This window comes from Pseudomonas sp. GM48 (assembly GCF_000282335.1).
Lineage (GTDB): Bacteria > Pseudomonadota > Gammaproteobacteria > Pseudomonadales > Pseudomonadaceae > Aquipseudomonas.
Window position 1 is genome coordinate 1 of record NZ_AKJM01000055.1, and the last position, 21978, is coordinate 21978.

Sequence of the window (21978 nt, forward strand, 5' to 3'; positions counted from 1 at the left end):
GGCGGTCGAACTGTTCCCCTGCCACGGTGCCAGGACCTGTGCCTGGGCCGTGGAACCGGCCAGTTCGTTGAGTTGCAGCACGGCATGGGGCAGGCGTTGACGGATCTGCGTCAGCGCCTTGCGTAAATTGTCGCCGTCCAGCCTCGTCAGCAGCGCGAGGCGGTCGGCGAGGGGGTAGCCCAAATGATGCAGGACTCGAAACGGCAAACGCGCAAAGCGCTCCACCGACGCCACCAGCGGCAGACACAACGCCAGTTCTTCACCCAGCCAGCCGAGCAGCACATGCAATTGCTCGCCGGGTTTGAGCGCCTGCTCCGAGGCGCACATCCAGGCCAGTGTGTTGAACGGCGTGTGGTCCGTTATCCGCAACCGCAGCGCCTCATAAGCCTCTGCCGGAAAGTCGGGGGCGCACAGTGACGTGCGCCATTCGAATCGTGCAGACATAAGGTCAGCTCGCCTCGGCTGGAACAGGAGAGGGCGCCGGTTTGCGCAAGGCATCCAGGCGTGAACCGCTGTAGCGGGTTTCGCGGAAGAAGCGCCAGCCGAACAGGTGGTAGATGTTCATGATCCGTCCTTGCTCGTGATACCCCATGCGGATGTGCAGCTTGAGCGCGGGAATGTTGTGGGACTCGCAGATATCCACCACTTTGTTGCAGCCCTGATCAGCCATGGCTTTCCACAGGTTCAGCTGGAAATCGACTGACAGCGTGGTGCCCCGGTAGGCACGAATCTGTTCGAGACCGAACAGGAAGAACTCACCTGGCTTCACCGGGAACAGGCAGCCGTAGTAATGACGGTCGAGATAATCGCGTTTGCTGCCCCAGATAAAGGCCACGGTATCGCCGTTTTCATCCAGGTACATGTGCCCGGTGTACCCTTCGGACGCCAACTCGGCCATGGTGCCCACGCGATCACCGAAGTGTTTGGCAAACGCCACGGCGTTCTGTGGGGTGATGGTTTCCAGTCGCAGCGGTGTATAGGGCCGAAGCGTGTGTGGCGGTACCGGGCTCACCAGATCGCGCTCCATCCACAACAGTTCTTCGTGGAAAAATACGTAGTGTTTCCACACCTTGGCGACAGTGGCGCGCAGGCCTTTTTGCTTGATGTGATCGCTGAGTTTTTTTAGAACATTCATGTTTTTGACTCCTGACGGTGTCGGTCATGAGTGGAGTGATTCGGTGCGCGACGAATCGTCCACGGGGCAAAAATCAACGACGTTCATGAGGTGCTCCAGCTGAGGGCAAACAGGGTTTCTCCTGGTAAATCGAAACTGATGCGACCCTCCAGGCATTTGAAAGATGCGTCGCGACTGTGGTTGTCGGCGCCGAAAAAGCGCAATGATCCCTGGGTCAATGGACATTCCGCGCCGGCCAGGCTCACACGTTGCAAGCGTGAGCCTTTGTTGACGCCCAGCAGGCTGCGTTGGAGCCCGGCAGACATGGCCAGCACGTCAACCTCGAAGGCGTCGTTCTCCAGCCGCATGACATCGTGTAGCCAATGCTTGCGGATAAATTGCTGCGCCAGGCCTACGGGCTTGAGCTCGAATTCATTCTCGCCGAGCACGCGGAACATGCCCTTGGGATACTCGGGTTCGTCGTCGGCCTGGAACCAGCCGAGCATGTCGAGCAAGCCATCCTGGGAAGCATTGATGATGACCGAGGCCCACCATAACGAGGCGTAGTGGGTTTCCTGATCGTAAGGGCTGAGACTGGCCCCGCTGGACATGTTGGTCTGGTCCAGCAACAAGGCTTTGCGCGGTCGTCCCTGGGTGTCGAGCCCCACCAGCTCTGCCGCTTTGCGTACGCTATCGCGGTAGACACGGGTCGCCAGCAGGTCGCGGATCATCCATTCGTGCCAGGCCAGCGCATCGATCTTGTCGCCGGACTCGGCCAGCAAGCGTCGGGCCCAGTCGATGCCGCGCTTGTCGGCGGCATTGTCGACGAACGGGCCATTGACGAACCGGGAGCTGGCCGGCATGGCGATGCGTACGCCGGCCTTGGCGTTGTCCGGGTTGCTGCGCACTTGCCAGGCCATGCTGTTGAAGATGCGCTGGTAGCTGGCGTAGTCCGGGTAGTTGAGGTTCGGTTCGTCGGCAAAACCGATGTAATGCGTGCCCTTGCCGCCAAGTGCGCGTGTGGCGGCGAGCCAGGCGTCGAGGCCGGCGTTGCTGGTGGTGTCGGCGCGCAGGTCGGCCCGGCGCTGACGGCCGGCCAGCAGGGTGATGTCCTGAGTGATGCCGAAACGATCCTGATACAGCCGGCGGAACACGTCTTCGTAATGCGGCCGCGTCGCCATGATATCGACCAGGCTGTAATAGGTTCCGGCCTGTGGTTGCAGGGCATCGAGCACGGCGAAACTGGAATCCGGCGGTCGCGCATAGGGCAGGGCGATACCCAGGTTCGGGGTCTTGCCGAGCACGTCTTTATGCAGCGTCAGCCGGGTCTGGCCTTCGTCTTCGTGCAAGGGTTTGAGCTGTTGCGGGTTCTGGGCGAACAGGTTGACCGTGCCGTCGAGCCAGAATGCGACCTTGCCGCTGCCGCGCAGGTGCAGGCGCCAGACTTGATCGGTGGTTGCAACGGGCAACTCGACTTTGTCGAACTGCCAATAGACGGGGTAAGGCTTGAGAGGCAGCGAGAACTGTTGGCCGTCACTCACGCGCTGCGCTTGCAACGCGCCGACGCCGCCGTGGAATTTGCCGGCCAGTACCGCGTGTTCACCGGCCGCGACCTTGAAATACAACTCGTCACCGTCCCGGGGCTCAGAGCTGAAATGCACCTTGGCCGGGGCGAACAGTGCGACGGTGTGGTCGTCGTGCTCAACCGTATAACGACGGAAGCTGTAGCCAGGAATTTCCAGTCGATAACTGGCGGCGCCCGGCGCCAGGTCCCAGCGTTGACTACCGCTGGGCTCATTGGCGGCAATCAGTCGTTCGTTCTGCAGTTTGCCCTGGCCGTCGAGCAAGTAGAGGTGTTCTTCGTTGGCTTCAGCCTGCCACACCGGGGCCCAGAACACGGTCAGGGTGTCGGGGCGGTCCGTTTGCAGGTACAGGCTGCCGTCGCGGATATCGGCCCAACGCATGGGTTCAGCTTCGGCGCTCAGCCCGAGGCCGAGACTCATCAGCAATAACAGGCGTTTCATGCAGATTTCCGTTGCAGCATCAGCAACATCGGCGCGATGTCGCCGGGCAGGACGATGAGCGTTTGCCAGACCGGTACATGGCTCAACCGGCAATACACCACCAACAGCGCCAGGGTCACGGCCAGGTACGCGATAGAGGACGCCACTGCTGCGCCGACGATGCCGTAAGTCGGAATCAGCAGCACATTGAGCGCCAGGTTGAGCAGGGCACTGAGTCCCATCAACAACGAAATTGTGCCGGGCCGGTTTTTGCCCAGCAGGTCCAGACGCAGAATGCTCATGTAGCACAGCCCCAACAGGCCTGGCAGCAGCGCTAGCAATGCAGGATAGGCAGGCTGATAGGCCTCGCCAAACAGCGTCACGATCAACCATTCACCGACGACTGCCATGGTCAGGCAAGCGCCGAGCATCACCGTAGCGGTCAAGCGCAAGGCCAGTGGCGTGACTATTTCGATGCCTTCTTCCTGTTGCAGCAGGCGCTTCATCAGTGGCGTGGTCACTGCTTCCGGAACGATCAGCAGCAACTCGGCGGCCGCGCTGGCCATGGCGTAGTGCCCCAGCGCCGTGGTGCCGAGCAGGGCGCCGATGAACAGATAGTCGGAGCGCAGAATCACTTGCTGGAACAGCAGGTCCGGATGACTGCGGGCGCTGTAGCGCAGCAGTTCGTTTTGACTGGCACGGTCCCATTGCAGGCTCAGCGGATGCTCGCGCTTGAGCCAGACCCAACCGGCCAGCACCACCAGGCTGATCCCCGTCAGCCAACTGATCAACGCCGCTTCCAGGGCCGCGGTTTTCCACATCCAGTAGAGGGCAAGGAACACCAGCAGCGGCGCCAGCGACTCGATCAGGCGCAAGACATTGAAGGCAACTACGCCACCCGAGGCGTTGTGCAGGGTCAGCAAACCGCTTTTGAGCACGGTCAGTGGCACCGCCAGCAGCAGCAGCCAGGCGAGCAGACCCAATTGCGTGGTGATGTCCATTTCACTGCCGAACTCGCGGGTCAGCGTCACCACCAGCAAGGTCAGCAACGCCGCCAGCAGACAACCGAACAGCAGCACCTGACTGAGCAGCAAGCCCATCGGTCGTTGCTTGGCCGCCTGGTAGCCCACCGCTGAATTCAAACCGCCGCTGGTGGCAGCGCTGATCAGGTCGGGCAGGGTGTTGAGCAAGGCAAACAAGCCCCGTTCGCTGGGGCCGAGAATCCGCGCCAGCAACACGTTACGCAGCAAGCGCAGGGCGATCATCGCCAGTTTGGTGCCCATGCTCAGGGCCAGATGCTTGAGGTAGTTGCTGCGGCTCATGGGCGTGCCCCACGGTAGATGCGCCAGGACAGCAACTCGGGATTGCGTGCGGTGCGCTGGCTGACACCGAAGCGTGGCAGGGCCAGTGGGTCTCCGGCCCCTCGATAAATGCCGGTGCCGGTACCCAGGGCAAACGGGAAGTCATGCCTGGCCACCTGTTGCCGGACCCGCGCATCGTTGTCGCCATTGGGGTAGCAGTAAACCGGCAACGGCTGGTTGCAGCCGTGAAGCAACGCATCGCGACTGCGGCTCAGTTCTTCATCCAGGCGTTGATCGTCGAGACCGGTGAGGATGGCGTGGCTGGCACCGTGGGGGCCGAAGCGCACCAGGCCGGACGCTTCCAGGTTGCGCACTTGCTGCCAGTCCAGCGCCTGGGGCAACGACTCCTGCGGGCAGTCGTCGGTCAGGCGATTGAGGTCCAGCGGCGACAGGGTTTTCAGGCTCTGCAAAAAGTTCAGCAACGCCAGGCTGCGGCGTTGCTGATCCGGGTCATCGCATTGTGTCGGCAACGGGCGCCCCAGGTGCTGCAAGCGTTCGATCAGGTGCAGGCGTGCCTGTTCGCCATGGCTGTTCCACAGGGTTTCGCCAATGCTTTCCCACCAGAAGCGCTGGCGGCTGCCAATGAAATCGGTGGACAGAAAGATGCTCGCCGGCACCTGGTGTTTTTGCAGCAGCGGGAACGCGTTCAGCGCATTGTCACGCCAGCCGTCGTCGAAAGTCAGCGCCACTTTCGGCCGCTCCGAGCGCGGTGTGTCGGGTTGCAGAATGTCCATCAGCGGCACGCAGTCGAAGTGTTTTTTCAACCACACCAGCAGATGTTCAAACGCCTTTGGCCCGACGCACAGTTCATTGCGATGGGGCAGTTCGGCGGCCTGGTCGCTGGTCAGCACCCGGTGCAGCATCAGGATCACCCCGGCGCCGTGCAGTTGATTGCGCCCGACCGGGGAGTTGAGGTACAGCCAGCCACTGGTGCGTTTTAACAGTTGTTTGATCGCCACGGCACGCGCCTCTCATCGATTTTGCTCGGGGTTCCATTGGGCGTAACGCTGACCGCGCAGGAACTGCCACAGGCCGATGCTCATTCCGGCAAGGGTCACCAGGAGGAACGCGGCGAGGCGAAAGGGTTTGGGCAAGCGGTGTTGCGTATCCAGCAGGCCGGCAATGGCCATCGTGTAACCGAGCAGTTGCGCGATCAGGCTCAGGCGATAAAAACCGTGATCCTCCCACAGCCAGAAGTTGCTCAGCAGCAACGGCAGCAACAGGATCGGCGCCAGACGCCGGATCAGCTTGTGGCTGATCAAGGCAATCGCATACAGGCCGTGGGTCAGCGGATTGAGCAGCTCCCGGCGCTGGGCCAGGCTTTGCAAGCCACCCACTGTGACCCGCTGGCGGCGACGGAATTGCTTGTCGGCTTCGTCCACACCCTGGTCAATTACCTGGGCCTGGGGTACGTAGACAATCCGCTTGAACGCCACCGGCGCGCAGGTGCTGATAAAGAAATCGTCGTTGACCTCCGCCGGCACGTTCTGGAACAACTCGCGGCGCAGGGCGAGCAACGCGCCATCGGCGGAGACCATGCAGCCGGTGCGATTTTCCACGTAGCGCAGCCAGCCTTCGTAATGCCGATACAGGCTGTCGCCAACACTCAAGCCCTTGCCGGTCACGGGGATCACCATATGCCCGGCGCAACCACCGACCTGTGGGTCGTTGAGCGGCGCGAGCAAATGGCCGAGGGTGTCGGTGGACCATTGGTTGTCGGCGTCGGTGAACACCAGGATCGCGCCGCTGCTGATCGCGACCGCGGCATTGAGCGTCGCCGCCTTGCCCTGGCGGGGCAGGTCGAGCACGCTGATGCGCGGGTCATTGACCTTGTGTGCACAGGCCACGGTGTCGTCGGTCGAGCCGTCACTGGCGAGGATGATGTGCAGCGAGCGGGCCTGATAATCCTGGGCCAGCACGGTGCGCAGTTTTTCTTCGATATGCCGCGCTTCGTTGTGCGCGGCAATCACGATGCTCACGTCCATCGGTTGTGCCGGTCCGTGGCGCGGTGCCGGGTAAAACGGCGCCAGCAACGTCAGTATCAGGGGATAGCCGAGATAGGCGTAAACCGGTAGCAACAGGCACAACCAGTAAATGAATTCAGCCACGGGCGGGCCTCCTGGCATTCCAATGACAAAGACTGAGGATAAACGCGGCACCCGCCAGGTGCAGGCGTACCCAGTGCAGGCCCCAGAGTTGCAGGGTCAGGAGCATGTCGCGGTGCCTGGCACTCTGGCGCACGCTCAGCGCCAGTGCGGGCAGGACGGTCAGCAGCAGCAACAGCGCCCCATGAAGGGGGAAACCGTTGAACAGGGCGAAAATGGCCGCGAAATCGATCACCCAGACGGCAATCGACAGCAGCGGAAACCGCAGTAACCGCAGGCTGGGTCCATGGGTACGCAGCAGTTGCAGATGACTGCCCTGGCGCCACAGTTCCTTGCTCGTCCATTCCCGCCAACTGCCTTCGTAGCCCCAATGCAGCGCCACGCTTTGGTTGACCGAGAGCAATCTGGCGCCAGCATCGGACAGACGCATGGTCAGTTCCTTGTCCTCGCCGGTGCGCAGTTGTTCATTGAATCCACCGACCTTGTCGAACCAGCGACGGCGCATCAGCAGGTTGGAACTGGGCAGCCATTGTGCGACATGCAGCGGCTGCGTATCGGGGCGCAAAGTACGGCGCTGCCAGGCGTCGGCGTACCACGGCGCTTCGGCCGGGGTGTGCAGGTCAAGGCCAATGACGTCGGCCTGGCCGCCGGACTCGAGGCTGAACAGCAGCTTGAGCCAGTTCTCCGGCATCTCGATGTCGGCATCGATAAAGGCCAGCCATTCACCGCTGGCGATCGCCGCTCCGCGATTGCGCAATGCACCGATGAACAGGCCGGGCAGGACCAGGACCTGGGCGCCGAACTGCCGGGCGATGTCCGGCCCCTGGTCGTCGGAGCCGTTGTCGACCACGATCAACTCGCACTCGACGTTGGCCGCCTCGGCGGCATGTCGTGCTGCGAGCAGGGTCCGGGCGATGTGCCGCTCCTCGTTGTACATCGGGATGACGATGCTGATGCGGTTCATGCCTTGACCTCCGTCGGCGGGGTCTCTTCGGCTTTAGTGCGCAGCACGCAGGTCAACGCGAGCATGATCCACAGGTACTTATGGTTCGGTGCGCTGAGGAACATCAGGAACAACGTCAACGACAGAAAACTCATGCCGAGGTGGGTCATCAAATCGGCCTGATGCCCGTCTAGTCGCAACAGCCAGGCGCGGCGGGCGCGAATCAGGTTGTACAGACCCAGGGCCAGCATGCCGACGAACATCAGGCCGGCGGGAATCCCCAGTTCACTGAAGATCTCCAGGTAGGTGTTGTGGGCGCGACGGTACAGGTCCTCGGTCTTGCCGGAGACGGAAAAGGTCTTGGCATAACCGGTGGTGGCGTAGTGCAGCGGAAACGTGCCGGGGCCGGTGCCAAGCAACGGGTTCCCGGCGATCATGGCGCTGCCGACCACAATGTAGGAGGCGCGTCGGCCCAGGGACGGGTCCTGACTCTTGGCCCCGGAGCTGAGGATGCTCAGCGACTGGATACGCGCCACGTAACCGGCCGGCATTGCATAGAGCCCCAGCGGAATCACAATCGCCAGGCCGAGCATGGCAAAGCCCAGGTGGCGCGGACGAATACGCGGCAACTGCGCACGGTAATGCCAGGCGCCGATCAACAGGCTGAGGAACAGCACCACCAGCCCCGAACGGGATTCGGTCCTGGTCATGCCGCGCAGCAACAGGAGGAAGCAGACACCCCAGAACCACCGGTGCAGCAGGTTCGGGCTGCGGACCACCAGCAACAACGCCATGGGCACGGCGAAGGCGATCATCAGGGCAAAGTTGTTCGGGTCGTTTTGCAAGCCGGAGGCACGGCCCACGTCCTGGTACTTGGCGGAGAACATGGCCATGGCGCAGGTCACCGCGACACTGATGGCAACCAGTTTGGCGAACAGGTCGAGGTTCAACTCACGCCCGACCAGCAGGGTGATGACAAACAGAATCAGGCCGATGCTCAATTCGCGCAGGTGGCCCAGGGACATGTCCATGTCGTCGGTATTCAACAGGCTCAGCAGGTACAGCAACATGAACCCGACCAGGAAACGCCAGATATTGCTGCGCAGGCGATCGGCCGGCAGTTGGTGAATCGCCAGTTGCAGCATCAGGATCAGCGCCAGCGAGGCCCCGAGGAACTTGGAGCCTGATAACGCGCTGCCCGTGAACAGCCCCTCGAAAGGCAGGATGGCGACAATGCCCAGCAGGCCCCAGGCAGGTTTGCGGTATAGCACCGCGACACCCACCAGGCCCAGCACCGCTCCCGGCGCCAGATACGGATAAGGGCTGACCAGCAAACCGAGGCAGACCAGGCCGAGCAAACTGACGATCGAGAGCGGAACAATCACGCGCGTGCCTCCCGTGCAGTCCGGATGTAAAGCTGCGACCAGCGTTCGGCCAGGGCCTTGAGGTCGTAATGATCCCGTTGCGTGCGTTTTGCGTTGTCGATCAACTCACCGGCCAGGGCCGGGTCAGCCAGCAGCGCGCCGATCTGGCGGGCGAGGGCGGCGCTGTCGGTGGGCGCGGCGAGCAGGCCGTTGTGGCGGTCCTGCAAGACATCGGGAATCCCGCCGACGCCGAAGGCCACCACCGGCACCCCGGCCTGCATCGCTTCGAGCAGAATCATGGGCGTGCCTTCGGTGCGCGAGCTGATCACCAGCGCATCGAGTTGTCGCCACCACGCACGCATGTCGGTCTGGTAGCCCGGCAGCGTGATGCGCGCCGGCAAACCCGCTTCGTCGATTCGCGCCAGCAGGCTTTCCCGCTCCGGCCCATCGCCGAGCATCACCGCATCCAGTTGCGGGTACTGCTGACACAACGGGATCAGCGCATCGAGAAACAGGTCAGGGCCTTTTTCGCTGCTAAGGCGCCCGACGTAGCCAGCCAGCCAGCGTTGACGTGCGCCACTGTGCGGCAGCAGGTCGTTGGCCTCCGGCAGGCCGTTGGGGATCACCTGCAACTTGTCCGTACGCACATTGGCCTGACGGTGCAGCGCGGCAATGCTTTCGGCGACACACACCACCCGGTCCACCGAGGCCGTGCGGCACAGTTGCAGGCTCAGCCAGGTGTAGAACTTCTGCTTGCGACTGCGTGGGGTGAAGCCGTGCTGGGTGATCACCAGCGGCAGGCGCAACAATGTGGCGCCGACCCAGCCGAACAACAAACCTTTGAAGTTGTGCGTATTGATCAATGGCCGCTGGTCCCGGCGCTGGCGCAAATGCCTCAGCAACGCGCCCAGGCCCGCACAGCCGAGGCAATCCACGCCGGCCTCGCGAAAACGCGCGATCAGTTCTGGCGGCGCATCGAGAAACAGCACCTGGTGCTGCCCCGGCGTCGCCAGGCAATGATCCAGCAGCATCCGCTCGGCCCCATAGAAGCCGCCACTGCTGAGCAAATGAATGATCGGCAGTTCGCGCGTGGTGCCGAGCGGCGCGTTCAATTGCGTACCCAGTGCACGAGGGCCGGAACACTCCAGTTCTTGTGCGGGTTGTTCGGCAGGGTGTTTTGATCGTTGATCACCAGCAACACCGGCAAGCCCAGTTCATGGGTGATTTGCGCAGGGTGCTTGAAGCGGTGGTCGAAGAACTCACGCACATAGACCAGGGCAATCGCCAGCAGCAAACCGGTGAACAGGCCGAACGGAATGATCAGCATCGGTTTGGGGAACGCCGCTTCGGTCGGTTCGAACGGCGGGCTGAGCACCCGTGCGTTGGACAGGTCGTGGTCCAGCGCGCGCGCCGTGCTGCTTTCGGCGAAGCGCTGGGCATAGGTGGAGAACGCCGCGTGCAGCGCGTTGATCTCGGTGTCCATCTGCCGCAGCTTGCTCCGGGTTTCCTGCAACTGATGGATGCGATTCTTGAACTCGGCAATGCGCGCGGTTTTCTGGTCGATGACCGAGCTGATCGTCGCCAGGTCGCTGGTGCGCTCCTGAATCCGGTTGCTGACAATCTTCAGGAATTGCCCACGGGTCCGGATGATTTGCTCGCGGGCCAGTTGCATCGGCTCACTGCCGGGCTGAAAGACCGCCAGGTCATCCATGTAGCGGCCGACCAGGGTCGTCAGTCGCTCACCCAGTTGCTTGATCTCGCGGTCTTCGAAGGCGACGTTGTCGACCGTGGTGGTGAAGGTGTAGGGGAAGGTGTAGTCGTTGAATCTGGCGTTGTTGGCGACGGCCAGATTGGCCTTCAGGTAATCGAGCCAGCGCTGGCTTTGCAGCAGTCGGTCCTGATACAGGTTGAGCGCCTGTTCCTCGGTGTTGATCGCGTTGAGGCGGAACGTGATTTCTTCCTTGGGGTCGGACGAACCGATGCTTTCGAGCAAGGCCAGGCGATTGGCTTCCAGGCCGTCGAGACGCACCTGGTACTGCAATTTCTTGGTCTCGTAGAAGCTCTGCGGCAGGTCGATCGATTGCATTTCCTGGCGGCTGACCAGGTAGTTTTGCAGCAGGGCGGCGACGAATCGAGTGCCTTGGGCCGGGTCAGGGAAGCTGTAGACGATCGAGATCACGTTGGAGCCCGGCAAGGTTTCAACCTTGAGGGCAGCGGACGCTTGCTGCGTGAGGGCATCGAGCAGGGTGTCGCGTACCGGATCGGTCTGCAGCCCGAGCAGGCTGCGAACCGGGTTGATCAGGTGTTCGCGAACGGGGTTGCTCACAAACCGTTTGAACGGCTGCGCCAGCAATTTGTTGAAGGTGCTCACGGGCAACGTGTACTCACCCTTTTCGCGCAACTCGCCGATGGTCTGGCGGATCAATGCCGGCGAACGGAGGATATTGCTCTCGGTCTCCATGTCCGCCAGCGATGGCGGAATGAAGGACGCGTTTTCCTGATTGAGGGTGCTGGTGGCATCCCCCTGGGAGATTTTCTTGGACTGCACGATCACCTGGGCGGTGATATCGAAGCTCTGCTTGAGCAACAGCGGCAAGACCACGGCAATCATGGCAAAGACCAGGAATACTCGCTTCACCAACTGCTTGTTGGCGAAGAAAATCCTGAAGAACTCATGCAGGTAGTTTTCCTTTGGATTCATGGGGGGACCTGAGAGTTAGTTGTTGCCGCTGCTGTCGTTTTTGTTATCGACGCGGTAGCTGAAGCTGAAGCCCACACCCTGGAACAACACGACGTCCGCCAGTTGCCGCGCGAGCTCACCGGCGCTGGCCAGTTTGGTCTTGGGCACGTACAGCATGTCGTCAGCTTGCAGGTAGGCGATTTGGGTGGCGTCGCCGGACAAGGCTTTTTCTACGTCGTAACGGTGCGCGACCACCTGATTGCCGTTGCGCCGCATGATCATCACCGAGTCCAGGCGCGCCTTGGCGTTGGAACCGCGGGCCATGGTCAGGGCTTCGAGCACCGACACCGGGCGGCGGATCGGATAGGAGCCCGGCTGGCCGACTTCACCCAGTACATAGATTTCGTTGCTGGCGGTGGACTTGAGCAGCACGTCCACGGTCATGCGACCCGGCAGGGTGGCATAGCGTTGATTGAGGTAGGCCTCCAGTTGGCTGACGGTCATGCCTTGCAGCGGCACGGCACCGATTTCCGGGAAACTGGCGTAGCCGTCGGTGCCCACGATGATTTCCCGGCTCATGCCGGTGACGGGGTGGTTGAGCACGGACTTGAGGTTCTGTTCATTGGTCAGCGGGGTCACCAGGATCACTGACAGCTGATTGCGGTTGGGCTGGAATAGCTGTTTGCGGTCGTAGGCGCGCTGAATCGCATCCCGTGCCTCGTCGCGGGTCAGGCCCTCGATTTTCACTGTGGTGTTGGCCCCCGGCAGTTCAATGGTGCCATCGGGCAGCACCAACTGGTTGCCGTTGAACTGGCTGGCGGCGGTGAAGTTCAGCGCGATCATGTCCCCGGACTGCACGCGATAGGCAGCCGAGCCGCTGGTGCTGATGTGGAAGATCACGTCCAGCACATCCTGTGGGCGCAGGGTCTTCTCGACCTTGGGCACGTCACTGGCCTGGGCGTTGGCCGGTGGGGCCGTGAGGATTTGTACCGGCATGCTTTGTGAGTCGTCGGAGGAAGTGCTGGAGCAACCTGCAAGGGGCAGCAACAGCAGGACAAGCATCTTGGCGTTCATGGCGTCATCCTTGTCTGATTGCTCACAGGTTTTTGTACAGCCATTCGGGCATGTAGTACTTGCGTCGGTTGAACACGCTGCCAACCAGCTTCGCTCCCGCCTGGCTCAAGCGCTGGGCCGCGGCCTGGGCCACTTCCCAGCGGGTGTCTTCCGAGCGCACGACCAGGACCACGCCGTCCGCCTGGGTGCTGATGACCAGGGTGTCGGAGGCCGAATACACCGCGTCGCCGTCGATCACCACGAAGCGGTAGCGGATGCCCAGTTGATCGAGCAGCGGGCTCAGGCGCTCGGGTGTCAGGTGTTCGTTGCCACGGGAGTAACGGCCGAATGGCAGAACGTGAAAGGGCAGGCTGGAGACGTCCACCACGCAGTCCTGCAACAAGGGCGGGCTCTGGGTGTTGAACAACAGGTCGCGAAACCCCCGTTCCTTGTTCAGCCCCAACTGTTGCGTGAGATTGGTCGCCGACTGGCTGGCATCCACCAGCAGCACCAGGCCGCTGCTCATCTTCGCCAGTTGACTGGCCAGTGCCAGGGCGCTGGTGGTGGTGCCAGCGCCGGGGTTGGCGGCGGTCAGGAAAAGGATCCGCAGGTTCTGGTCAAGCACGGTCGATGTCAGATTGGACTCGCTCGGGCTGACAATGCTGAGGCTTTTAGCCGTTGAACCGTCCATTTAACTCGCTCCGTGGCCGCTGAAAACTTTGAAGGGGGTTTTCAGCAGGATCTTCAAATCAAGCAGCAGGCTCTGCTGGGCGATGTAGGTGAGGTCCAACTCGACGCGCTGGTCGAAATCGATATTGCTGCGCCCGGAGATTTGCCACAGGCCGGTCATGCCGGGGTAGATACTCAGGCGAGCGAGGTGTTTGTCCTTGTAGCGGTAGGCGTTGAACGAAGTCGGCCTGGGGCCTACCAGGCGCATGTCGCCGGTCACCACGTTGAACAGGTTCGGCAGCTCGTCGAGACTTGTGCGCCGCAGGAAACCACCGATACGGGTGATGCGCGGATCCTTGTCGATCTTGAAATCGATGGCGTCGGCGCCGTGCTTGTTCAGGTGCCGCAAGGACTCCTTGAGCTCCTCGGCGTTGGTGACCATGGTGCGGAACTTGTACATGCCGAACAGGCGGCCGCGGTAGCCGGTGCGTTTCTGCACGAACATCACCGGCCCCGGGCTGGTGAGTTTGATGGCCAGCGCGAGCCCCAGCAGCACCGGGGAAATCAGCACCAGGGCCAGCAGCGCGGCGAAGCAGGCCAGGACGCGGTTGGTGCGTGACAAGGTCCACGGCCGGCCACCTTCGCGACCGGTCATCCAGCCACGACCCTGCATGTGGATGGCGGCATCCATGCGCCTGCGCTGCTCGGGGTCCAGGCGCTTGTCCCTATGCATTTTTTCAAGGGGCACACTTTTTTCGTGTTCAGACATAAATTCTCCGCAGCATTAAGCCGTGTGCGGCGTGGGCGACAGGCAGTCAATCGTTAGTGAGGAACCAGGCAGCGAAGCACCTCAGTTCCTCATCCAGCTCGATAGGCGGCTGGAAATCGGTAGCAGGGGCCAGGTCGCTGGCAAACAGCGCCTCTACGGCCGGCGTATCGGCCAGGTCAACCGTTGATAGCGGTAAAGGGTGTGCCTGCTCCTGCTCCTGCACCGAACGCATGGGATCGTGCTTGAATTGCGGGTCGTAGTAGCTGTTGAAGTTGTCCAGGCCGAACACATGGTGCCCATCGTGCAACCGTCGCAGCACGCAATGGGCATCAATAAAACCGGTCGCTCCGGTGTCGAGAGTCTTCATGGCCGTACGTCCTCGGGCACGATGTGGCGCAGGCCAATGCCGCTGTAATGCAGGCCGGCGGCCGCCACCTGTTCCGGGCTGTACAGGTTGCGCCCGTCCACGATCACCCGGTTACGCAGTTTGCTCGCCAGCCTGTCGAAGTCGACCACGCGGAAGTTCTTCCACTCGGTGCAGATCACCAGGGCGTCAGCGTCTTCGAGTGTGTCATCGCGGGTGGCGCACAGGTGCAGGTCGTCGCGGTAACCGTAAATGCGCCGGCATTCGGACATGGCTTCCGGGTCGTAAGCCTGCACGCTCGCGCCTTCGGCCCAGAGTGCTTCCATCAGGTAGCGGCTGGGTGCTTCGCGCATGTCATCGGTGTTGGGTTTGAACGCCAGGCCCCATATGGCGATGGATTTGCCGGCCAGCCCACCGGGAAATTGCGCCTTGAGTTTGCTGAACAGAATATGCCGCTGGTGGTCGTTGACGTCGGTCACGCTACGCAGCAACTTCAGGGGCATTCCGGCGTTTTCGGCGGTGTGCAACAGGGCGCGCAGGTCCTTGGGGAAGCACGAACCGCCGAAGCCGCAGCCGGGGTAGATGAAGTGGTAACCGATGCGCGGGTCCGAACCGATGCCTTTGCGCACGGCTGCGATATCGGCCCCCAGCAACTCGGTGAGGTTGGCCAGTTCGTTCATGAAGCTGATGCGCGTGGCCAGCATCGCGTTCGCCGCGTACTTGGTCAGCTCGGCGCTGCGGTTGTCCATGAACATCAATTTGTCGTGGTTGCGGCAGAACGGCGCGTAGAGCTCGCTCATCTGATCACGGGCTTGATCATCACCGGTGCCGACGATGATCCGGTCCGGGCGCATGCAATCGGCCAGAGCACTGCCTTCCTTGAGAAACTCCGGGTTGGACACTACCCGTACCTTCAGCGAACCTTTGCCGCGGCGCTGCAACTCTTCAATGGCAGTCGCGCTGACCTGATCCGCCGTGCCGACCGGCACCGTGGACTTGATGATCAGGGTGCGGTCGGCTTCCATGAAACTGGCGATCTGCCGGGTCACGTTCAGCACATGGCTGAGGTCGGCTGAACCGTCTTCGTCGGCGGGCGTACCGACGGCGATGAAAATCAGCTCGGCGTGCTCCACCGCATCGCTGGCCTGGGTGGTGAAGAGCAGGCGACCGGCCTTGATGTTTTCTTCAAGGGTGCCGGACAGCCCCGGCTCACTGATCGGTGGCACGGCCTGTTGCAGTTGCCGGATCTTGTTCGGATCGATGTCGACACACAGGACGCGATGTCCGACATCGGCTAGTGCAGCTGCTTGTATCAGGCCGACATAGCCCGTACCAAATACGCTCACGTCCATATTAGCGCCTCGTAAAACGGTGGAGAGTTGCAAAACAAGACTGTCAAAAGGGGTATAGACCAGCCTCGGCAAACCGTGTCGGCAAACCGGCATGTAAAAGGGGCAAGACACCCCCAAATGTGGGTGCTATAGCCATCAAAGTCGCACCACTATTGGGTTTCTCCCCCGACTTTGCCTGTTTGGCGAAAATATCAAGAAAGCGACAGACGGTCATAAGCCTCGAAATACAAGGGTTGTAGCTGCTTGAGTGTGTCAGGTTTGAGTCACTGAATTTATGACGATTTTGCCCAAAGTCCGACAGTTCTTACGCACGGATGGCGCAATGCCATTGTTATAAAATGTCCAGCTATCTATTGGTCGAGTGCCTGTCGAGTCATAGCCAATTCAATGATGCTGTCTTCGTCAGCCAGCCGCCTTTGAGCGGCAACGGGCGTCAATCCACCCCGGTGGTATCAAACCTGGCGTCGGCGGTTTGCGGGTTGGTCTTGGGGTCGTGCAGCAGTGAGAAACCCCGGTCCAGCAAGGTGCGACCGATAAACCGCGACCCCACTTCGTTCAAGTGCGAATCGTCCAGGTACAGCAATTGACCCTCAATGACCGGACTGCACACACCGGCCGGGCATATCACTTGATTGGGGTCGATAAAACGGATCTGCGGGAACCTGGCCCGCACGTCCGCCCAATAGGGCGCCAGTGCACTCTGGGCGACCGAGCATTTGCGTTTGGTGCCGAACATCAGCCGGCGGATCGGGCAGCTCGCCGCCTTTTCAATGTGCTGGTTGTTCAGGATGACGATCACCTGGCCACTGTTCTCCACCACCCGCTGGATGCTCGCTTCGACGAGAACCCTGGCCTGTGCGTCCTTGGGCCAGATCGCCGCCAGCACCACATAGCGATATTTGTTCTGCTCGATCAGGCTGAACACTCGTTCGTTGCGTTTCGCACAATGGGCTGCATATACCGCGGGCATTTCGGCGGTGAAGCCGAGAATCGGCGGGCAGGAGTCCATGGTGTAGTCCATGAGCATGATGTTGTTGGGTTTGGCCAGAATGTCGACCATGCCGGTGAAGTGATTGGCAAACGAGTCGCCGATCAAGATGCCGTCCAGTTCTTCCTTGGTTGCGCCCAACCGGCAGTGGTCATTGGGTTCGGTCTTGTACAGCGCATTGGGCACGTGGCACCCGCTGCGGACCTCGGCGGGCTTGCTCAGGGTCATCGCTTCAAGCGCTGCAACCCCGGGGTTGAAGCGTTGTGGAAAACCGTTGAACTGCAGGCTCAGCCCCGCCAGTACCGCCAGCCCCAACGCCGGAAGGGCAAACCGGCGGGTGAAGACCCGGGCAAAGCGCAGGCTTGCCCCGTTACGTCGAAACGGCACTTCGACATAACGCCAGGACAGCCACGAAAGCAGGATAGAGGTGGCGATCAGCATCACGCCGACGGGCAGGTCGATGGGGATTTCCACGTAGTTCAGGAAGGCAATCAGCGGCCAGTGCCACAAATACAGCGAGTAGGAGATCAGGCCGATAAACACCATGGGCCGGCTGGTGAGCAAGCGTGAATGGCAGTCACCGCTGCCGGCCAGGATCAGCAGGGCGGCGCCCAGGCAAGGGATCAGGGCGTTGATCCCGGGAAAGGTGGAGTCGGGGTTCAAGGCAAACAACGAGAAACCGATCAGCAGGTAGCCCGCCAGCGCATAACCATGGGCCGTGAGTTTGCCGATCACACGCGGTTGGTGCAGGTAGATCCCCAGCAGCCCGCCCAGCATCAGTTCGAAAAAGCGCGTGGGCAGCAGGTAGTAGGCGGCCGTGGCAAAGACCCCGGTTGCGTATTCGGAAAATCCCACTGCCAGCACAACGCCAATGGCCAGTATGGGCAACACGTAACGGGGCGCCAGGCGATACAGCAGCACGATGAACAGCGGCCAGATGACGTAGAACTGCTCTTCGATACCCAGTGACCAGGTGTGCAGCAACGGCGCTTCGCTGGCATCGGCGGCGAAGTAGTTACCGTACTTGACCCAGATATAGATATTCGAGGCGCCCAGCAGCGAGAGCAGGGCGCTGACATTGAGCCGGATCAGGTCGACAGGAGACAGGATGAAGGTCCCGGCGATCACCGTCGCCAGCAGCACTGTCGCCAGTGCCGGCACGATGCGGTTGATGCGGCGCTGATAAAAGCCCTTCAGCGAGAACGTGTTGCGCTTGACCTCGGAAAAGACCTGGGAGGTGATCAGGAATCCGGAGATGACAAAGAAGATGTCGACGCCAACGAAGCCGCCGGGCAACAGGCCGGCCTTGAGGTGATGCAGCAGCACTGCAATTACCGCAACAGCACGCAGCCCGTCGATGTCGGAGCGGTACTTGCCTTGAGCCATGCGCCTGACCATCCCTGAAACCGAAGCCATCCATTGACGTCCGACCCATGACAACCGCTGTCAAGATTTTGGACGCTCACCCCACCCATCATTTGTAGCTGGAAAATGGGTGGACGCAAAAACCAAAAGCACCCGTGGCGCACGAGCGTGGTTTTTCATTGGCTTCGCCGGGCTCGATACAAGCCCGGCGCGCACTCCAGCCAACGCAGGCACGCACGGTTGAAGCTTTGCACATCGCTGTAGCCCAGGCAGTCGGAAATCTCCACCAGTTCCAGATCTGTCCCCTGCAAAAAGTCTTCGGCCCGGTAGCGGCGGTACTCGTCGAGCAACTCTGAAAAGCTCCAGCCCAACGCCTTCAAGCGTCGGGCTGCGGTGCGCTCGAGCAAATGCTGGGCGGTACAGAATTGCTGCCAGTTGGCCTCGGCGAGGTCGGTGATCAAATGGTCGCAGACTTGCTCCAGCAAGGTCGGTTCGCTATTGCGTCGGGTCTGCTCCAGCAGTTCGACCAGCGTGTGTTCCAGTTCATGATTGCCCGGCGTCAACGGGATGACGAACAGCTGCGGATCGAGGCGGATCGAGTGCTGCGCCTGCCCCCATTGCACCGATGCGCGAAAGGCTTGTTCATGTTCCCGCGGGTTGGCCGTGCAAGCACCGACCAGGCCAACGTCGAGAATCGGGTCCCGTTCCAGGCCACTGGCGAGGAATTTGCGCCGTAACATGCTGCACAGACTGATGAGTATGTAATCGGCGGTCGCTGCACTGGCTTTCACGCTGCCGCAGTCGAGCAGGCACAGTTCGATGCGGTCTGCGCCGCGCACAATCTGCGCCCGGAAGTGCCCGTTGAAAAACGGAAAGAAGTGCACGAAATACTGGCAGGCGCTGTCCAGTGAGGCGGCCACGTCGAACAGGTATGTCAGGCCATTGGTGGCGGTGGATACGAAACGCCGACCGGCCGCCAGGCCGATCAGCGGGTCGCCGCTCTGTTCCAGGGCAAACGCCCAGAAGCGCCGCGACATGAACAGTGGGATGCGCATAAATGGCGTGCGCAACTCGAACAGGCTGCGACGAAACAGACCTTCGATGCTATCGCGGGACACACCGCGAGCCAGCAACTCTTCGATGGCCGGCAGCAGGGTCGGCGCGTAGAACGCATTGGGTATTGATTGGTCGTGCAGTGGCTGATCGCTTTTTGTCATGTAGGGCTCACAGCTTGTTCCGGAACACTGGTTAGGCTGCCCGACGTTAAGCGATTTGCCGGAGCAAGACCATGCTTGATTTACGCCAGCTCGATTTGAACCTGTTGCTTGCCTTCGATGCAATTTACCAGCAGCGCAGCGTCACCCGTGCCGCCGAGGTGATGTGCCTGTCGCAACCGGCCATGAGCAATGCGTTGCGTCGCCTGCGCGAACTGTGCGGCGATCCGCTGTTCATCAAGAGTCGTCTGGGGGTAACGCCGACACTGGTCGCCCATCGTCTGGCCGACTACGTGCGTGCCGCGCTCGAGTCGCTGCGCGATGGCTTGCGCATGATTCCCGCTGCGCGGCAGAACAATCCGCTGTTGCGCATCAGTTGTCTGGATTGCCTGCAACCGGTATTGCTCGATGCCTTGCTCGAATCGCCCCACGCCGATTGGCAGGTGCGTTACTTCCAGCCCCGGCGCGCGTGAAACCCTGTGGGAGCGGGCTTGCTCGCGAAAGCGGTGTGTCATTCACTAATGATGTCGACTGACACGGCCCCTTCGCGAGCAAGCCCGCTCCCACAGGTATTGCGTGTAGTTCAGATGCACTTAATTCGATGCCAGCAAACGTTGGTCAACCGTCAGCACCGCCTCAACCATCGCCAGCGCTGCCGGTGTCAGGGAATGCCCGGCGCGGCTGACGATGCCGTAGTGCAGTTGCAGGCCGGGATCATCCTTGGGCACATCGGCAAATTCCAGCAGGCGGATCTGGCCCTGATCGACCAGTTCGGCAAGGGCCTCCACGGTGGCGATGCCGACCGCGTCGGAGCGCATGACCACGCGGCGGATGGCATCGAATTGCGCGCACTCAACGCTCGGGTTGAAGTCTGCCTCGCCCTGCACGTCGGCGAGGATCTTGCGGATCATTGGCGGTATCCGCGTGCCGACCACCGCGTAATCGAGCAGGGTGCGCAGGGACAGGTTTTCGCGCCTGGCCAGTGGATGACCGATGCGGCAAAAGAACTGTCCGTTGCGCGGGCGCAGCAGTTGCACCTGATATTGCGGGTCGCCGGTGAAGTAGCGTGCGTCGGCCACCAGAAATTCGATTTGCTGTTCCCGTAGCCACAGCGCCAATTGTTCCCAGTCACCTTGATGGAAACTGATGCGGATCGCCGGATGAGCCTGGATGAACTCCGCCAGTGCCTCGGGTACCAGTAACTGGGCCGGGTAGGGACCGCAGCCGAAGCGCAACTCGCCACCGGTCAGGCCGTTGTATTGCGTCAGTTCGTTGTGCAAGGCCTGGCTGCCGGCGAGCAGCCGCCGGGCATGTTGCAGCACCAGTTCACCCTGGCCGGTCAGGCGGAATTCGCGGCTGCTGCGCTCCACCAGCACGCAGTCGAGATCACGTTCCAGGGTCTGGATGCTACGACTGAAAGCGGGTTGGCTGAGATTGATGGCCTCGGCGGCACGACCGAAATTGCGGTAATCGGCCAGTGCGACAAGGTGGCGGAGTTGGCGTAGGTCCATCATGCGTCTCCTGCATTCTGCGGATGCTTTTAATGCATTGGATCGATAGCACAGAGGCTGGCATAAGTACACGCCTGTCTTCTCGTCGTTGCTTGCCATGACCAGCCAACCGTTCATTTCCAGCGCCTTCACCCGCACCATTCTCAGCCATGCGCGGCAGTCCGGCCTGTGCCAGGACCAACTGCTGCAACGGGCCGGTATTTGCCTGTCGTTGCTCGACGGGCAGGACTTGCAGGTGCCCGCGCATCTGGTCGAACGCCTGTGGCGTGAATGCGAACGTGCGGGCGCGGGTGCATCGTTTGGCTGCGATCTGGTCAACGGCATGGCGACCACCACGCTGCGGGGTTTGAACATTTTGCTGGACTCCGCCGCGACCCTGCGCGCAAGCCTGGCGTGCTTCACCGATTTTCTGCCTCGGGTGACCAACTACGTGGTGGCGGAGCTGGAGGAGGGTGGTGGGCAGGCTCGCTTGCACTTGCGCAGTGCCGATCAACAGCCGCATTTTTTTGGTCTCGATGCGGCGACGCTGACGTTGGTGCGCAACATCGCCCGACGCCTGGGGCGTGCCCCGGCCGAGGTGTTCGTCGCCGTCCGCCTGACTCCACAACAAGCGGCCGGGCAGTGGTTGCGCAGTGTTGGTATCGAGGTGCTGGAGGGGACACATCCGTGTCTGAGCCTGGCAGCGACCAGTCTCGATGAGCCGTTGCTGGGGGCTAATGCGTTTTTGCATCAGAGCATGTTGCGGCACTGGCAGACCGCCGCGGCGCAACACACCCGTAGCGACAGTCTGGAGCTGGCGCGGCACTGGTTGACGGCGGGGGATCAGCCGATTGAGCGGATTGCCGAGAGGCTGGGGTATCGGCAGCCGAGTAATTTCATTCGGGCGTTCCGCAAGCAGTTCGGGATTACGCCTAAGCAGTTTCGCCTTGGTTTGTAGATCAGGGGAGCGGGCTTTGGTGATCGAGTACATAGCGCGCCCACCCCCGGATGAACGCCGGAACGAGGCCTGCCGAGGGGGATCAAGAGCTGCAGGCGAGCTAACGCTTGGCCTTTGCTCTTCTGTGGGAGCGGGCTTGCTCGCGAATGCGGTTGATCATTCAACATCTCTGTTGGCTGACACTCC

The 21978-nt window shown here is 61.5% G+C and carries 18 protein-coding genes and 2 pseudogenes; 2 read left to right on the forward strand and 18 right to left on the reverse strand.

Features of this window, described 5'->3' with window-relative positions; all coding sequences use genetic code 11:
• From PMI28_RS18565 to PMI28_RS18485, 17 genes and pseudogenes are all read right to left on the reverse strand, one after another.
• Nucleotides 1-444 (reverse strand): annotated as a pseudogene (locus PMI28_RS18565) (GNAT family N-acetyltransferase); the annotation flags it as partial.
• A 4-nt stretch (nt 445-448) separates the two neighbouring features.
• Complete coding sequence (locus PMI28_RS18560; RefSeq protein WP_007985308.1) at nt 449-1135, reverse strand: N-acetyltransferase; 687 nt, start codon at nt 1133-1135, stop codon at nt 449-451.
• A gap of 83 nt (nt 1136-1218) precedes the next feature.
• Nucleotides 1219-3138 (reverse strand): hypothetical protein, encoded by a 1920-nt coding sequence (locus tag PMI28_RS18555; RefSeq protein WP_007985310.1) that lies wholly within the window; start codon nt 3136-3138, stop codon nt 1219-1221.
• Nucleotides 3135-4439, reverse strand: a complete 1305-nt coding sequence (locus PMI28_RS18550; protein WP_007985312.1) for a lipopolysaccharide biosynthesis protein — start codon at nt 4437-4439, stop codon at nt 3135-3137. The genes PMI28_RS18555 and PMI28_RS18550 overlap by 4 nt, the downstream gene beginning before the upstream one ends.
• Nucleotides 4436-5437 (reverse strand): polysaccharide deacetylase family protein, encoded by a 1002-nt coding sequence (locus PMI28_RS18545; protein ID WP_007985315.1) that lies wholly within the window; start codon nt 5435-5437, stop codon nt 4436-4438. The genes PMI28_RS18550 and PMI28_RS18545 overlap by 4 nt, the downstream gene beginning before the upstream one ends.
• A 12-nt stretch (nt 5438-5449) precedes the next feature.
• The gene (locus PMI28_RS18540; protein WP_007985316.1) at nt 5450-6586 is read right to left on the reverse strand and encodes a glycosyltransferase; all 1137 of its coding nucleotides are present in this window, start codon (nt 6584-6586) and stop codon (nt 5450-5452) included.
• A complete protein-coding gene (locus PMI28_RS18535; protein ID WP_007985317.1) occupies nt 6579-7547 on the reverse strand; it encodes a glycosyltransferase in 969 nt (322 codons plus the stop codon). The genes PMI28_RS18540 and PMI28_RS18535 overlap by 8 nt, the downstream gene beginning before the upstream one ends.
• Entirely contained in the window at nt 7544-8911 is a 1368-nt protein-coding gene (locus tag PMI28_RS18530) for an O-antigen ligase family protein (RefSeq protein ID WP_007985318.1), read from the reverse strand. The genes PMI28_RS18535 and PMI28_RS18530 overlap by 4 nt, the downstream gene beginning before the upstream one ends.
• Nucleotides 8908-10002: a glycosyltransferase family 4 protein gene (locus tag PMI28_RS18525; protein ID WP_007985319.1), complete on the reverse strand. Its 1095-nt coding sequence runs from the start codon at nt 10000-10002 to the stop codon at nt 8908-8910. The genes PMI28_RS18530 and PMI28_RS18525 overlap by 4 nt, the downstream gene beginning before the upstream one ends.
• On the reverse strand, nt 9999-11591 hold the full coding sequence (locus tag PMI28_RS18520) for a GumC family protein (protein WP_007985320.1): 1593 nt from the start codon (nt 11589-11591) through the stop codon (nt 9999-10001). Before PMI28_RS18520 ends, PMI28_RS18525 begins: the two co-directional genes overlap by 4 nt.
• A 15-nt stretch (nt 11592-11606) precedes the next feature.
• A complete protein-coding gene (locus PMI28_RS18515; RefSeq protein WP_007985321.1) occupies nt 11607-12644 on the reverse strand; it encodes a polysaccharide biosynthesis/export family protein in 1038 nt (345 codons plus the stop codon).
• Nucleotides 12645-12666: 22 nt separating this feature from the next.
• Nucleotides 12667-13314, reverse strand: coding sequence for a CpsD/CapB family tyrosine-protein kinase (locus PMI28_RS18510; protein ID WP_007985322.1), 648 nt, complete (start codon nt 13312-13314; stop codon nt 12667-12669).
• Nucleotides 13315-14061 carry a sugar transferase gene (locus PMI28_RS18505; RefSeq protein WP_007985323.1) on the reverse strand — a complete coding sequence of 249 codons (747 nt, stop codon included), beginning with the start codon at nt 14059-14061 and terminating at the stop codon, nt 13315-13317.
• A 142-nt stretch (nt 14062-14203) separates the two neighbouring features.
• Nucleotides 14204-14428, reverse strand: a pseudogene (locus PMI28_RS18500) (UDP-glucuronate 5-epimerase); the annotation flags it as partial.
• Nucleotides 14425-15777, reverse strand: a complete 1353-nt coding sequence (locus PMI28_RS18495; protein ID WP_007985325.1) for a UDP-glucose dehydrogenase family protein — start codon at nt 15775-15777, stop codon at nt 14425-14427. The pseudogene PMI28_RS18500 and the gene PMI28_RS18495, both read right to left, overlap by 4 nt.
• Before the next feature lie 433 nt (nt 15778-16210).
• Nucleotides 16211-18181, reverse strand: a complete 1971-nt coding sequence (locus PMI28_RS18490) for an acyltransferase family protein (protein WP_238540678.1) — start codon at nt 18179-18181, stop codon at nt 16211-16213.
• A gap of 125 nt (nt 18182-18306) precedes the next feature.
• A complete protein-coding gene (locus PMI28_RS18485) occupies nt 18307-19347 on the reverse strand; it encodes an AraC family transcriptional regulator (protein WP_007985328.1) in 1041 nt (346 codons plus the stop codon).
• Nucleotides 19348-19418: 71 nt separating this feature from the next.
• On the opposite strand from PMI28_RS18485, the gene PMI28_RS31400 reads away from it, so the two are divergent.
• Entirely contained in the window at nt 19419-19817 is a 399-nt protein-coding gene (locus PMI28_RS31400) for a LysR family transcriptional regulator (RefSeq protein ID WP_007985330.1), read from the forward strand.
• A gap of 120 nt (nt 19818-19937) precedes the next feature.
• Here the strand turns inward: PMI28_RS31400 and PMI28_RS18475 are convergent, their stop codons facing one another.
• Nucleotides 19938-20858 (reverse strand): LysR family transcriptional regulator, encoded by a 921-nt coding sequence (locus PMI28_RS18475; protein WP_238540679.1) that lies wholly within the window; start codon nt 20856-20858, stop codon nt 19938-19940.
• A 94-nt stretch (nt 20859-20952) separates the two neighbouring features.
• Between PMI28_RS18475 and PMI28_RS18470 the strand changes: the two genes are divergently transcribed.
• The gene (locus PMI28_RS18470) at nt 20953-21792 is read left to right on the forward strand and encodes an AraC family transcriptional regulator (RefSeq protein ID WP_007985334.1); all 840 of its coding nucleotides are present in this window, start codon (nt 20953-20955) and stop codon (nt 21790-21792) included.
• Nucleotides 21793-21978 lie beyond the last annotated feature (186 nt).

Coding starts and splice junctions, on each gene's coding strand:
- PMI28_RS18560 (WP_007985308.1), bottom strand. CDS start 1,135: ATGAATGTTCTAAAAAAACTCAGCGATCACATCAAGCAAAAAGGCCTG.
- PMI28_RS18555 (WP_007985310.1), bottom strand. CDS start 3,138: ATGAAACGCCTGTTATTGCTGATGAGTCTCGGCCTCGGGCTGAGCGCC.
- PMI28_RS18550 (WP_007985312.1), bottom strand. CDS start 4,439: ATGAGCCGCAGCAACTACCTCAAGCATCTGGCCCTGAGCATGGGCACC.
- PMI28_RS18535 (WP_007985317.1), bottom strand. CDS start 7,547: ATGAACCGCATCAGCATCGTCATCCCGATGTACAACGAGGAGCGGCAC.
- PMI28_RS18520 (WP_007985320.1), bottom strand. CDS start 11,591: ATGAATCCAAAGGAAAACTACCTGCATGAGTTCTTCAGGATTTTCTTC.
- PMI28_RS18515 (WP_007985321.1), bottom strand. CDS start 12,644: ATGAACGCCAAGATGCTTGTCCTGCTGTTGCTGCCCCTTGCAGGTTGC.
- PMI28_RS18510 (WP_007985322.1), bottom strand. CDS start 13,314: ATGGACGGTTCAACGGCTAAAAGCCTCAGCATTGTCAGCCCGAGCGAG.
- PMI28_RS18505 (WP_007985323.1), bottom strand. CDS start 14,061: ATGTCTGAACACGAAAAAAGTGTGCCCCTTGAAAAAATGCATAGGGAC.
- PMI28_RS18495 (WP_007985325.1), bottom strand. CDS start 15,777: ATGGACGTGAGCGTATTTGGTACGGGCTATGTCGGCCTGATACAAGCA.
- PMI28_RS18490 (WP_238540678.1), bottom strand. CDS start 18,181: ATGGCTTCGGTTTCAGGGATGGTCAGGCGCATGGCTCAAGGCAAGTAC.
- PMI28_RS18485 (WP_007985328.1), bottom strand. CDS start 19,347: ATGACAAAAAGCGATCAGCCACTGCACGACCAATCAATACCCAATGCG.
- PMI28_RS31400 (WP_007985330.1), top strand. CDS start 19,419: ATGCTTGATTTACGCCAGCTCGATTTGAACCTGTTGCTTGCCTTCGAT.
- PMI28_RS18475 (WP_238540679.1), bottom strand. CDS start 20,858: ATGATGGACCTACGCCAACTCCGCCACCTTGTCGCACTGGCCGATTAC.
- PMI28_RS18470 (WP_007985334.1), top strand. CDS start 20,953: ATGACCAGCCAACCGTTCATTTCCAGCGCCTTCACCCGCACCATTCTC.